Genomic DNA, 14,239 nt, shown 5'->3' on the forward strand with positions numbered 1-14,239 from the left:
GGATTTTCCACTATACCAGGTGCAATAGCCTGAGTTTTTTTTCGGGGGTGATAAAAAAGAGGAAAACGAGTTTTATCGCCGCAAATTTTATAAGTGTTCCAACAATTTCAATACTTAGGTCTCTAAAGTAGAAAACCTCCATATCCCTCAACACATCTGAAAAAATGAAGGAGAGGGCCAGGCAAATAAAGAAAACCGACTTCTTGGAAAAAGAATTAAGATAGTAAACCAGGGCAGTAATGGCAATAAACAGGATATTGAGGTAGTAAATTACATAAAGCCAAAAGGCAAGATCATTTCCTAAATTTCGTTCAATTTCGGTAATATGACCCCACAATAGATATACATAGATGCCCACAATACTCATAAAGTAAAGTGTTGTGAATCTACTGCCTCTTTCATACTCGGTATGTCCAATAGCCTCCCGGGCCAAAAAGAAGTAACTGGTTAACCATAATCCAAGTTTTATCTGTTCAAAATACCAAATACTGCCTCCAAAGGAAATCAAGGTCGCCGCCATGGCCATCCCTAAAAACATGGAAAAATTAAAATTTTTGAATGGAATCTTTTTGAAATAATAAAAGATAAGGGGGAAGAAAAACAGGATCTCACCCGATTTTCTAAGCAAAAAGTTGTCACTTACAATACCGGCGACGTTCACACACATAGCAGTGATAGCCAGGAGAGAAAGAAAAACCTTTTGTTTCATTTATGGGAGAAAATTCCTGCAATATAAAAATTTTGAGAAGAATAAACTTTAATGTGAAAAATATTATTAAAATGGAATATAAAAAGTAATTCTAAAAAGAATACTGCATTAAAAGCCTGGAAGAAGAGAACTTTTTCTTCGATGGCTTGCGTGTTCCACCAAGCCAAAAAATGCGATAACATGAAATAAAGGATAGAAGATAATGACGCTGATATCGGGTATTATAAACAGCCTGTAGAACAGGGAAAGTTCAGACAACAGTAAGGAAGCGGAAGCCAGCATGAGCCATAGGGATGCGTAGTGAGATTTGAGCAGGTATTGTGTAAAGGTCACTGCCAGTAGGCAAATAAGCAACAGCATGTAAATATAAGCAGTCTCCTGGTGAGATGGAATTACCTGTGGCACAAGATCGGCCATGGTATAGAACAAAAATCCCAGAAAAGTGTACATGATCAACAGGGATATAAGTTCCACTAAATGAATTTTCGCCCGTTTAAATCCAATGAAGGCAAAGACATAAAGTATAAGAACAGCACCACCAAAGCTATATAGAATAGGTCTGGGATTACTGAAAAAACCTTCCAGCATTAGCAAATCCCGCACGTAGAATAAAAGTAGCACGATCACCATTGGCAGGAACCATTTTTTCGTCTTATATCTGTAATAAAGGATGAGAACAGGGATTAAAAGAATTGTTGAGGCAACAGTCAGCACATTAAAATTAAAAATAGAACCAATAATAAAAAGTACTCCAATGACCAGGAACAACAACAGAATTTTTTTATTCGTCTTCACATTTTCCAGTTAGAAATAATCAGCAGATAGCAGCAAATTTTACCGAAAAATAGAACAAATTTCCTTTAGGACGACAAAAAGCCTATAAAAAGTATAAAAAAGCACATTTACGGAAAATAAAAAATCTTTTACGTGTTCCTTTCAAAAACCCATACTTTTGTTTTTTATACTATACAAATGAAGCGATACCTCCTCCTCCTGCTCATCATAGCCGGTTCATGTAAATTTAACGACAACTACGTTCCCACCCGTATTGAAGGAACACAGCTGGAAATAACTTCCACCATTGAATCCAATGATTCCATAGAAATGTTCATTCAACCTTATAAGTTGAATATTGACCGAGAAATGGAACAAGTATTGGCATACCTACCTTACAATCTCACTAAAACTGACGGGGAACTCAATACCGCCATAGGCAATCTAATGGCCGATGCTTTAATGGAGCTTTCAAATCCTATTTTTGAAAATCGCACGGGAGATAAAATAGATATCGTATTGCTGAACTTTGGGGGAATAAGATCCTCAATACCTAAAGGAGATATCACTACAAGAACTGCTTTCCAGGTTATGCCCTTTGAAAATGAAGTGGTGGTCGCGACCCTAAAAGGAGAAGCTGTACGGGAGATGATCCACTACCTTATTGATTCGGGAAATGCCCATCCTGTTGCGGGAATAGAATTACAACTGGAAAAAGACAATAGCATAAGAAAAGTTTTAATTCAGGGGGAACCCTTACAGGAAGACAAGACTTACAATGTCGCAACAAATGACTACCTGCTGCAGGGAGGAGATAATATGGTTTTCTTTTCCAGGGCTCAAAAGGTCACCAACCTGGATTATAAAGTTAGGAACCTTCTAATCGATTATTTTAAACAGGAAGACACCCTTATCCCAGTAAGAGATCAACGTTTTATAAGAGTGAATTAATGGAAAGACGTAAATTTATTAAAAGAACAGCCGCTGCCGGTGCATTTGCAAGCCTGGGCAGCCTTGGCCTGTTATCTTTTGCGCCAGACAGAACCCTAAAACACATCACTATCCTACATACCAATGATGTGCATAGCCATATAGAACCTTTTGAACCCGATCATGCTCAATATCCGGGCATGGGAGGAGTTGCAAGAAGATATACCCTTGTACAACAAATAAGACAGGAAAATCCTCACACCTTACTGCTCGATGCAGGAGATATATTCCAGGGAACCCCCTACTTCAACTTCTACGGTGGAGAATTAGAATTCAAGCTCATGAGTAAAATGGGCTATGATGCAGCAACAATTGGAAATCACGATTTCGATAACGGAATTGAGGGTCTACTGGCTCAAATGCCTCATGCTAAATTTCCCTTTATTAATGCCAATTATAATTTTGAAAACACAGTGCTCCAGGGACAAATAAAACCTTACCAGGTTTTCCTTAAAGATGGTATTAGAATAGGTGTTTTTGGATTGGGAATTGAACTGGAAGGTCTGGTAGGAAAAAAATTGTACAAAGAGACCGAATATCTAGATCCTGTTGATATTAGCCGGGAAATTGTAAAGCAGCTTAAAGAAGAGGAAAAATGTCATTTGGTAATCTGTCTTTCCCACATGGGCTATGAATACAAAAGCAATAAAATAAGTGATGTTAAACTTGCCGGAGCCACGAAAGATATCGATTTGATCATTGGTGGTCATACCCATACCTTTCTTCCTGAACCTTCTATAGTACTTAACAGCATTGGAAAAGAAGTATTGATCAACCAGGTAGGTTGGGCCGGAGTGAATCTTGGAAGAATAGATTTTTACTTAGACACCTCCGGAAAAAAGGACTCCAGGGGCGCCACTATTAACGTTTAGCACCGGGAATTTGGTTTTTCCTTTTTATTTTAGGAAAGATGAACTTCCACAGCCCCTGCATTGCAGGAAAATTTTAAGCCAAACTATTTTTTACTCCTGACAGCTCCAGGCGTTTATGTCAAATCCTTTTGATATATCTTTTTCTGGAGTTAAAAATGATGGATATGTCCATCATCTACTGCTGAAGAAAGTATTTGTAAAGCCTGTGACTTAGCCCCGTACAATCCAATATATCAGACTGAGAGAAAAGCTATAAAATACGTGTAGGTTTGACCGGTAATTCTATGTCGAAAAAGATCCCGACTTCAGTCCCTAGTACGACCGGCTTTTGGTCTTGTTTACTTCTGTCAAACCTTCTACCAGTTCCTTAAGTTTATCTTTTTTCAAAGGTTTGGATAGAAAACCAGATACAAAAGGATACAACTTTGCTTCGTTACTAAAATCTTCAATTGAAGAAGTAAGAATAAAAATCTGAAATTGATTTTTTATGTGCTCCTTAAATTCCTGAAAAATATCCAAAAATTCCCATCCAGACATGACCGGCATATTAACATCTAAAAAAAGAATGGTTGGAAAATCAACTGCCTCCTTTGAGTAATCTTCCTTTATAAACATTAAAGCTTCTTCCGGCTCTAAGAATAGGTTAATTACAGCCTGCGAATTGAAACTTTTGATAGTGAACTCACAGATTAGGTTATTCGTTTTATCGTCATCAACTACTATGTAATGCTTCGGCTCTTTCATCCTTAATATTCATGTTAACGTCATTAAACTTTAGGGTGAAAATCGTTCCCTTATTCACCTCACTTTCAAGTAAAATCTTCCCACCAAGAAGTTCTACCTGAGTCTTAACCATAAAAAGGCCCATTCCCTTTCCTTCCACATGTTGGTGGAATCGCTTATATAATCCAAATACCTGCGCCCCTTTTTTAGCCATATCTAGCCCCAAACCATTGTCTTCGAAAATAATAAGGACCTTATCATCTTTCATTTTTGATTTGATCTTTATTTCTGGAGCAATTTCAGGTTTTCTGTATTTAATACTATTGGTAATAAGATTATAGAAAATACTATAGAGGTAGCTCTGAACTGTACTCAGCACAGGCGCCTCCGAAAAGTCGGTAATAATTATGGCCTGTTCTTTTTCTAATATCCTGTTGATACTGGATTCAATTGAATGTACTAGTTGTAAAAGATCCACCTCTTCCCTCTTGGCCGTAAGTTCTACTTTTACCTGAAGGATCTCGTTAAGATCAATAATCACATTATCCAGCCTTTTTACATTATCCAATAATTCCTTTAGAAACTGATCTTTAATTTCTGAGGGATAATCCTCCTCCATTAGATCTGCCAAACCAATAATATTGGCTACCGGAGAACGCAGGTTGTGGGAGACAATAAAAGAAAATTGTTCAAGGCCTTTATTTGCAGTAACCAGTTCCTGTGTATATTTCCGCAGGTTTTTGTTCAGTTCCCTCAACTTGATGTCCGCCTTTTTACGTTCAGTGTTATCTGAAGAAACAGCTATGTAGCCTTTAAAATTATGATCATCATCGTATACAGGGGAACCTGTGATCAAAGCAGGAAATTCTGTTGCGTCTTTTCGCTTCACCCACAATTCCCCACTCCAGGTTTCACTCTTTTTTAAAGCTTCTTTTAATTCCAGGGCTAAAGTAGTAGAAGCGCCGGAAGGAACCTGATCCATGATGTTCTTGCCTTTTATCTCCTCTGGCAACCATCCATAAATGGTTGTTGCTGCTTTGTTCCAGTAATTAACTACTCCCTTATTATCTGTCGCTATCACTGCCTGTCCAATTTTATCCAACAGGTTGGCCTGGAATTTCATTTCTTTTTGGGCAAGTACTCTCGCGGTAATATCTATACCTACGCATTGAATTTCTCCAGGTTCATCTTGAGAAGCCTTCAAATAAATGAAATCCCATAAAGTAGTTTTTGTTGTTCCATTTTTCCCGGGTTTATCAATCTCCACCTGAAATACCTGATCGGGATTCTTAATACATTTTTCTGAAATATCAGCCACTCTCTGGTGATGATACTCTTTAATTGACATCATGCAGTTCTTTCCAACAATCTTTTTATCTGGGTAAATCCAACCAAAATCCTCCTGGAATTTGTTATTGCAATATGTATATTCCCCGGCCATGTCCACCCTAATAAAATAGCTAGTCTGCGACTGGATAAGACCTCTATGACGGGCTTCACTTTTCATAAGTTTCTGCATGGCCATTTTTCTCTCGGTAATATCCTGTATAGCTCCCACCATTCTAACTGCCTTCCCTTCTTTATTTCTCAAAATAGTACCTTTTTCCACCACAAAAGCATACTTTCCATCTGCCTTTTTATAACGGTATTCTGCTCCCCAGGAATCTGAGTTGCCTTTTACTACTGAAAATAGATCTGCACCAATAAAATTATCTTCGGGATGCATGTTGGCAAGCCAGGAATCAATGTCTTGCGTGAGGGAAGTTAGTGGATAACCAAAAAGCTTATAATATCCCTCACTCCACTGTATATTACCGCTTTGAATATCCCAGTCGTAAATTGCATCTGAAGTAGCTTTTGAAACTAATTGATAGCGATGATTGCTTTCTTTTAAAGCATTCTCTGCCTTGACTCTTTCAGTTATATCGATCCCCACGCACTGTACCTCAAGAGGCTCACCCTTCGCATCTGTAAGACATATGAAATCCCATAAAGTTGATTTTGCAGTCCCATCTTCCTGTAATTTATCCAGCTCAACCTGTTGGATCTTATTAGGACGAGCTATACAGTTGTAGAAAACCTCTTCAGCCTTTTCTCTGTGATATTCCTGAACTGTAACTTTTGCAAACTCTCCAATAACCTGCCCTTCCGGAAATATCCATGCAAAATCCTGCAGGAATTTTTCATTACAGTAGGTATAATAACCCTCTAAGTTTATACGCGTAAGATAGTTCGTTTGGGACTTCAGGATTCCCCGCTGGCGCGCCTCGCTCTGCATAAGTTTATCAACAAAATTTTTACGCTCAGTGATATCCTGTACAGAACCTTCCACACGAAGAGGCAGCCCCTCTTCATCTCTTATAACTTTTCCTTTCTCATGTACCCACTTCACTTCTCCATTAGGCAGAATGATGCGGTGCTCATTGTCCAGCTTCTGGTTACATTCAATTGCCTTTTCAAAGACTTTTCTAAAATCTTCCAGATCTTCAGGATGAATCGTCTTCTGAAAAGTCTCTACGTCCACCTGAAATTTCTCTTTCTCCCTGCCCCAAATTCTATAAACCTCATCGCTCCAGAAAAAATTGTAATCCTGAAGTCGCACCTCCCAATAACCAAGTTTAGCTAATCTTTCTGCATATATAAGTTTCCGGGTCTTTTCTTCCAGTTTTTCCATTACAGCAATCTTATCTGTAATATCTATACAAACGATTAATCTACATCTTCGTTTTTTAAACTGTAGATTATAGCCGTACACCTCTACTTTTATTTTTTCTCCATTCTTTTTTAGGTTAATTATTTTATTATGACTCAATTGTCCTCCATCTGTAATAACCCGGAAAATATTTTTTTTCAACCATTCTTTGTCTTCCTCAAGAAGAAAATCAAGCACGGTCAATTTAAGAAATTCCGCACGCGAGAAACCGTAATGCTCTATTGCTCCATTGTTTACATCCAATATTTCAAAGGTATCTACATCATAAATGAGATTTGGAAGGGGGCTCATTTCAAATAATTGCCTGTATTTCTCTTCTGAAGCCCTTAAGTTTTCCTCTGCCCGGTTAGCTTCCGTATTATCTCTAATGATCATAGAAGTACGGGGTTCACCGTGGGCATTCTGAAAAACAGAGGAAGAAAGTGCAGCCGGGAAAATACTGCCATCCTTACGCACCATGTTGATCTCACACAGCACTCTCCCTTTGCTTTGCCTTTCTTTAATTGCCTGTAACACTCGAGGATCTTTTGGATCTACAAGTCCAAACCTCCCCGCCTCACATATTTCACGTTCGGTTCTTTGAAACATTTTACAGGCCGCAGCATTTGCGGCAAGAATTCTTCCATCGGTAACAGTGAGCAGAATTCCATCCTGGCTATTTTCAAAAAATGCCCGATATTTTTCTTCACTTTCTGATAAAGCTTTTTCTGCAAGTTTTCGCTCAGTCACATCGCGAAAATCCACAACAATACCTAAAATATCGGGATCATCGATCAAATTGGTTACCGTGGTTTCCAAATAACGCCAGGCTCCATTTTTATGCTTTACCCTCACTTCATCATCATAAAATGGCCTTTCTGGATACTCTATACATTTCTCCAGTTTTTTTGAAAAGCAGTCGTGGTGATCAGGGTGGATGATCTCAAAAATATTTAATTGATGAATTTCCTCATCCGAATAACCCAAAACATTTTTTACAGAATTTGAAACATAAGTCGGAACTCCACCAGGGGAGAGAATAGCCACTGCACCAGCCGAGTTTTCAATAAGGCGTCTAAACTTTCGCTCATTTCTCTCGAGCTGTAGCAAGAAATCCTGCCGTTCTATTTCAAGATGATGAGTTTTAAGAACGTTTTGAATAGCTGAAGGTAATCGTTCTAACCTGTCTTTAAGCACATAATCCTTTGCCCCTTTTTTAATGATATCTACGGCAAATTCATCGGTCATTGTGGCCGTAACAAGAATAACCGGGATCGGCTTTTCTAATTTTTCGAGTAATTCCAACGCCTCAAAAGAATTAAAAGAAGGCAGGGAATGATCGGCCAGAATGATATCGGGATCAAAATTATTTAACGCCTGTAAAAACTTTTCTTTGGAATCTGCCACCACGCACTCATTCTCCAATTGTCTCTTTTTTAAGGAAAGAGAGATTAACAGGGCATCACTTGGCTCATCTTCAAGGTGGAGGATCTTTAATTTTTTTAACATATGAAGTACTTAGGGATGTACGTAAAAGGTAGAAAGACCTTGTTCTGGTTAAATATGAGGGGTTTGGTTCACTATCAACCAATAAAAACCTAACTCGGTTACTGTTTTCGTAAAATTCTCAAAGCCCACAGGTTTAACTATATAACTGTTCACTCCAAGTTTATGACTTTCAACAATATCTTTTTCTTCTTTCGAGGAAGTCATCATGACAACGGGAATAAGTTTCGTGCGTTCATCGGCCTTGATCACACGAAGCACTTCCAGCCCATCTATTTTTGGCATTTTGAGATCCAAAAAAATAACTTTTGGTTTATCTGCTATATGCCGTCCCTCATACTCTCCTTCTCCAAAAAGGAAATCAAGAGCCTGAGCCCCGTCCTGTAAGTGCACCAGGTTGTTTGCCAGATTAAGTTTTTTTAAGGCTCGAATGGTAAGCATAGCATCAGACTTATTATCTTCTACTAACAAGATCTGCACTTCATTATTTGACATAATTTTATTTTTTAATTAGTTAGCAGGCAGAGAAACATAAAAACAAGCGCCTTCTCCAACTTTACCCTCTGCCCAAATTTCCCCATCATGCTTTGATACAATTTTTTGCACGATAGCCAATCCTACTCCCGTACCTTCAAATTCGTTGCTGCTATGCAATCTTTGAAAGACTCCGAATAACTTGTTATAATACCGGGCATCAAATCCGGCACCATTATCTTTTACGTAAAAAACCTGCTGCTCACCTTTGGGATAGCTACCAATCTCAATTACTGAGTCTTCCCTCTTGCTGGAATATTTAAAAGCGTTAGAAATGAGATTGAAAAACAATTGTTTCAGCATATTCTTATCTCCTTTTATTAAAGGTAGATCCTTTACATAAACAGTTGTTTTTCTTTCCGGCTCCAGTTCCTTTTGCTCATCTACCAGCTTGTGAATTATATCTTCAATGTTTACAGGGACCCGGAAAAAATCCTGCTTGGAAAGGCGGGAGAACTCCAGTAAATTATCTATCAGATCTCCCATTTTTTTGACATTCCTGCCAATTTCAGAAAAATACAGCTGCGCTTCTTCATCTAAATGTTCAGCATAATCCTCGATAAGAACTTCCGAAAAACCGGATATTGCTCTAAGAGGAGTTCTCAAATCATGAGAAACCGAATAGGAAAATGATTCCAGCTCCTTGTTGACTTCTTCCAGTTCCAGTTTCTTTTTTTCCTTTTCCTGGATCTGGAAAGCCAACTGTTTATTAACCTCAGCCAACTCGGCTGCACGCCTTTCTTTCTCTTCTATTTGAATAGAAAGATCTTTTACAGCCTCTGCCAGTTGTAAGGTAATTTCCTTTTTTTCCTTATCCTTAGCTAACAGAGCTTCTTCAGATAATTTGAGGGCTAACGCTAATTTTTCATTTTTAGCCCAAACAGAAGTTGTTTTATTATTTTTTTTCATTAAATATCTTGCTAAGTCAGTGATGAAAACAGGGGCGACCCCTTGCCAGAATTAGTAAAATATATCTTTAATCACACCTAAATTCTTCCACTATGACATCTTGATTTTTTAATTTAAAAGCCTTTAATCGATAAAATGAGGCTTATTGTCTAGAAATGTAAGATGCAAAGTTATATTATTTAAGTAATTTTTAACAAGTTTAAAACCTGAAATTTATAGGGTTAGTAAAATATCCTGAGGAAACAGGCCAGATATATAGCAGACTCAACTACTTCCAGAGAAACAAAATGTAATAACGTTTTTAATTGTAATATTTTTCTTACATCAAACAAGAATTCCTGTAAATCGTGGTTTCTCATTCAGAAAAAGTTTGGACATCTAACATAGAAGAACTGAGCCCGAATCATTTTTTAAATGTTCCAGATCGAACTCATTCCACTACAAATTAAAAAAGGATGTTGTAGAAGATTTTTTGCAGAGAAAGTCCAATCTAATTATTTTAACCCAAAACCTAAAAAATGGTTATAAGACACTACAATGGAAAAGGAGCAGCCAATATTTACCTTTTAAAAAAACCGGCCATTGTACTTCTGTTAAACCCAAAAAGAACAATGAATTTTTAAGAATTCCTTATATAAAAAACGTGATCAGGATCATAAATAAGTACCTACTCCTGCAGTACTTTTGCACCCGAAATTGACAGGAGACTTCTGATTATGAACAGAATGAATAACAGCAAGCCAAAATGTCAAAATTTATGTAATAAAGTAAATCCTCAAACTTGGGTTAAAATATCATTGAGCAGCAACAGCAATGCAATAAATAATCTAAATTTGACCAGCTTTTAATAAAAAGATGATTGTTAATTAAACAGTTGACCATGATCAAAAGAATAATTCTAAAAAGCAGTAGAACAATGTGCTTTCAACAGAGATCGATGCTTGCCATCTTTCTAATCCTTTCAGTCATTCTGGCAGCCATAATTTCTACAGGTTCGTAATTACTCTATCATCTGGAGAAATTTCTTCTCATCGATGATCGGGATCTGTAAACTTTCTGCTTTGGCAAGTTTGCTTGGGCCCATATTTTCTCCGGCCACAACGTAGCTTGTTTTTGAAGAAATTGAGCTGGAAATTTTTCCTCCGTTATCTTCAACCAGCTTTTTGAGATCGTTACGTGACATTTCAAAAACTCCCGAAACTACAAAAGTCTGTCCCTCCAGCTTACTGGTCTGGTTCGCGAGCTTTTCTGCCGAGATTTCCAGTTGCAGTCCATAGCCTTTCAATCGCTCCACAGTTTTTACATTTTCTTGATTTGCAAAGAATTCTACCACACTTTCTGCAATTCGATCTCCTATTTCATCAACGCTTTCCAGTTCTTCTTTTTCAGCCTTTCTTAAAGCTTCAATATTTTTGAAATGTTTTGCCAGCTTTTTAGCTACCGTTTCTCCAACGTAGCGAATTCCCAAAGCGAATAGCACCCGTTCGAAAGGGATCTTCTTCGAGTTTTTAATTCCTGTAATAAGATTTTCTGCCGATTTTTCTGCCATACGTTCCAGCGGCAGGATCTGTTCTTTCTTTAATTCATAAAGATCGGCGTAATTACTTATTAGACCTTCATTAACCAACAGAGCCACTGTTTCCCCTCCAAGGCCTTCTATGTCCATGGCCTTCCTTGAAATAAAGTGCTGAATTCTTCCAATGATCTGTGGTGGACAGCCATTAAAGTTGGGACAGTAATGCTGCGCCTCCCCCTCATTTCTCACCAGCTCTGTATTACATTCGGGGCAGTGGGTAATGTATTTTGTAGGACTGGAATCGGGATCTCGTTTTGTGAAATCAACTCCCACTATCTTGGGAATGATCTCCCCTCCTTTTTCCACATAAACCTCGTCCCCTTCACGAACATCGAGTTTTTCAATTTGATCGGCATTGTGCAGGGAAGCTCTTTTGACCGTTGTACCTCCAAGTTGCACCGGTTCCAGGTTGGCTACCGGAGTAATGGCTCCGGTTCTTCCTACCTGGTAGGATATCCTGTTCAGTTTAGTCGAAACCTGCTCGGCTTTAAATTTATATGCCATTGCCCAACGGGGAGCTTTAGCCGTAAAGCCTAATTCCTCCTGCTGGTGCAGGCTGTTCACCTTTACCACCACTCCATCGGTTTCATAGGGTAAATCATGCCTGTGTACATCCCAGTAATTGACGAAATCCATAACCTCTTTCAGGTTTTTGGCAAGTTTTGCTTCCTCCGGCACCTTAAACCCCCACTTTCTCGCTTTTTGAAGACTTTCATATTGGGTTTCTATTCCTGGAAGATTTCCGCCTAAACTGTATAAAAGACAATCGAGTGGTCTCCTGGCTACTTCTGCGCTGTCCTGCAACTTAAGGCTCCCCGATGCTGTGTTCCGTGGGTTTGCATAAGGTTCTTCTCCTGCTTCAACCCGGGCAGCATTGAGGTGGGCAAAACCTTCATAAGGAAGGACAATCTCGCCCCTTATTTCAAATTTTTGCGGGTAATCCCCCTTTAATCTAAGAGGCACAGATCTTATGGTGCGCACATTATTCGTCACATCATCGCCCTGTATACCATCTCCCCTGGTAACCGCCTGCTTAAATTCCCCTTTTTCATAAGTAAGGCTTATAGAAGCACCATCATATTTCAACTCACAGGTAAAATTCACCTCCCCATCTACCTGCTTTTCAATCCTTTTCTCCCAGTTTTCCAGGTCTTCCTTGGAGTAGGAATTATCCAGCGAATACATTCTGTGCTCATGCACAACAGTTGCAAAATTTTTAGTTACCGCACCCCCAACTCTAAGGGTTGGCGAATTGTCATCATGAAATTCCGGATATTTTTCCTCCAAATCCTGCAATTCCTTTAGCTTCCGGTCAAAATCATAGTCGGAGATCTCGGGCTTGTCCAGAACGTAATACAGGTAATTATGGCGGTGTAATTCCTCCCGCAGCTTAGTGATTTTTTCTTCAGGTTTCATAAAAGAGTAAGTCTTTCGTGCTTGTATGAGGCTCCAAAAATGGCATTTTGGACAGATATATTTATTTCGAAAGGAGATGCATATGCTTTATCTCCAACGGGGATCCAGTCTTTTTGTTCTTTGTTAATAATGATGAACAAGCCTTCATCATCCCCGGTGGCGCAAAAATGTTCGTAATCGCCGGTAAATTTGGTGAGCCCGAAATTGTCATTCAAGAAGTTGAATTTCTCTTCCACATTGGAAGTAGCAAGACCAACTTCGCTTATCCCAACAATACTTGCTGCGGAAAATTCCTCGGAAGAAGGATGGTACATATGGCTTCGGGAAATGAACTCCAGAATATTCCTGTCTTTATCATAAAAGTAAATAGATTTAGCCTGCCAGGCCGGAAAATCGATGATTTCATTGCCGTCATCCTGAAGTATTTCCACTTTCTTCCGAAGCCATTTTAGCGCTTTTTCTTCCTGTAGAGCCGGGATGTGAAAAGCTACATGATAAGGCTCGGCATTTAAATCCTCCTCAAATTCTAGAGTTGAAAAACCAATCTCCACCCTAAATTTTCCTTTCGAGATCCCATCCACCGGAAGCTCAAGAACTTCACCATAAAAATGATGCTGTGCCTTAAGGTTTGAAGTGTAAAGTTTAAGAAATTCGATCTTCATAATTTAATGCCTCTTAACATGCGGTCCACCCCGAAAATATCCTTTTTCAGGCGGGTTTGGAAATTTTTTTCAGTTAAAAGTGCTTCAGTTTCTTTACCGAGGTATTGATTGATCTCGAAATAAAGTTTTCCGCCCGGCTTAAGATTATTTTCCGCCAGGTCTGTAATTTTTTGATAAAAGATCAAAGGATTGCTGTCCTTAACATAAAGTGCAGTTTCGGGTTCATGTTCGAGAACATTGCGTTGCATATCTTTCTTCTCCAGCTCCCGAACATAGGGCGGATTAGAAACTATGATGTCAAATTTATCATGGAGCTGTGCAATATTCAAAACATCACCTGGAAAAAAATCTATTTCCACCTCATTTGTACTGGCATTGGCCCGGGCAACTTCAAGCGCTTCTTCAGAAATATCTATGGCTGTTACTACGGAATGTGGTAACTGCTTTGCCAGTGCAATAGCAACACAGCCACTGCCGGTCCCTATATCCAGAATCTTTATTTCTTCCGAATTAACTACATCCTCCAGGATCCACGCTACCAGTTCCTCTGTTTCGGGTCGTGGAATAAGAACATTCTGGTTAACATTGAAGGGAAGTCCGAAAAACTGGGTGTGGCCCGTAATATATTGTACAGGCTCATGCTGTTGAAGCCTCTGCAGAGCAGATTCAAATTTGTCCTTTTCCTCCTTTGAGAGCTCATACTGTGGATACAGTGCAACTTCCAGTCTCGACAGATTGAAAAACTCCTGAGTAAGAATACTAAAAAAAGATCCAATTTCTTCCCTGGGATATTCTCCCGCTAAGGTGTCAAAAAAGTGATTTTTGAAGGCTGCTATTTTCATTCTCTTAACTGGTCTGTTTTCTCGCAGAGGGCGC

General features: G+C 38.8%; 11 protein-coding genes. 2 read left to right on the top strand and 9 right to left on the bottom strand.

Translation table 11 applies throughout. The features are described from left to right. Positions 1-10: 10 nt before the first annotated feature. Positions 11-709 carry a hypothetical protein gene (locus tag LA313_RS15265; protein WP_228916538.1) on the bottom strand — a complete coding sequence of 233 codons (699 nt, stop codon included), beginning with the start codon at positions 707-709 and terminating at the stop codon, positions 11-13. Positions 710-817: 108 nt separating this feature from the next. After that, positions 818-1,504 carry a hypothetical protein gene (locus LA313_RS15270; RefSeq protein ID WP_228916540.1) on the bottom strand — a complete coding sequence of 229 codons (687 nt, stop codon included), beginning with the start codon at positions 1,502-1,504 and terminating at the stop codon, positions 818-820. Between the two features lie 177 nt (positions 1,505-1,681). Here LA313_RS15270 and LA313_RS15275 point away from each other — a divergent pair, with 177 nt between their 5' ends. Together LA313_RS15275 and LA313_RS15280 are read left to right on the top strand one after the other, a co-directional pair. Beyond that, a complete protein-coding gene (locus LA313_RS15275) occupies positions 1,682-2,434 on the top strand; it encodes a 5'-nucleotidase C-terminal domain-containing protein (protein ID WP_228916542.1) in 753 nt (250 codons plus the stop codon). Continuing rightward, on the top strand, positions 2,434-3,345 hold the full coding sequence (locus LA313_RS15280) for a bifunctional metallophosphatase/5'-nucleotidase (RefSeq protein ID WP_228916543.1): 912 nt from the start codon (positions 2,434-2,436) through the stop codon (positions 3,343-3,345). The genes LA313_RS15275 and LA313_RS15280 overlap by 1 nt, the downstream gene beginning before the upstream one ends. Positions 3,346-3,657: 312 nt before the next feature. On the opposite strand, the gene LA313_RS15285 is transcribed toward LA313_RS15280, so the two are convergent. From LA313_RS15285 to prmC, 7 genes are all read right to left on the bottom strand, one after another. Further along, positions 3,658-4,089, bottom strand: a complete 432-nt coding sequence (locus LA313_RS15285) for a response regulator (protein WP_228916545.1) — start codon at positions 4,087-4,089, stop codon at positions 3,658-3,660. Continuing rightward, positions 4,058-8,269, bottom strand: coding sequence for a PAS domain S-box protein (locus tag LA313_RS15290; RefSeq protein WP_228916547.1), 4,212 nt, complete (start codon positions 8,267-8,269; stop codon positions 4,058-4,060). The genes LA313_RS15285 and LA313_RS15290 overlap by 32 nt, the downstream gene beginning before the upstream one ends. A 48-nt stretch (positions 8,270-8,317) precedes the next feature. After that, positions 8,318-8,761 (bottom strand): response regulator, encoded by a 444-nt coding sequence (locus LA313_RS15295; protein WP_228916549.1) that lies wholly within the window; start codon positions 8,759-8,761, stop codon positions 8,318-8,320. A 15-nt stretch (positions 8,762-8,776) separates the two neighbouring features. Beyond that, positions 8,777-9,709, bottom strand: a complete 933-nt coding sequence (locus tag LA313_RS15300) for a sensor histidine kinase (protein ID WP_228916551.1) — start codon at positions 9,707-9,709, stop codon at positions 8,777-8,779. 1,000 nt (positions 9,710-10,709) lie between these two features. Then, positions 10,710-12,701, bottom strand: coding sequence for an NAD-dependent DNA ligase LigA (ligA, locus tag LA313_RS15305; protein WP_228916553.1), 1,992 nt, complete (start codon positions 12,699-12,701; stop codon positions 10,710-10,712). Then, positions 12,698-13,363 carry a VOC family protein gene (locus LA313_RS15310; protein WP_228916555.1) on the bottom strand — a complete coding sequence of 222 codons (666 nt, stop codon included), beginning with the start codon at positions 13,361-13,363 and terminating at the stop codon, positions 12,698-12,700. The genes ligA and LA313_RS15310 overlap by 4 nt, the downstream gene beginning before the upstream one ends. Beyond that, a complete protein-coding gene (gene prmC / locus LA313_RS15315; RefSeq protein WP_228916557.1) occupies positions 13,360-14,205 on the bottom strand; it encodes a peptide chain release factor N(5)-glutamine methyltransferase in 846 nt (281 codons plus the stop codon). The genes LA313_RS15310 and prmC overlap by 4 nt, the downstream gene beginning before the upstream one ends. Positions 14,206-14,239: the final 34 nt, after the last annotated feature.

It is taken from the genome of Salinimicrobium sediminilitoris (assembly GCF_020866905.1).
Lineage (GTDB): Bacteria > Bacteroidota > Bacteroidia > Flavobacteriales > Flavobacteriaceae > Salinimicrobium > Salinimicrobium sediminilitoris.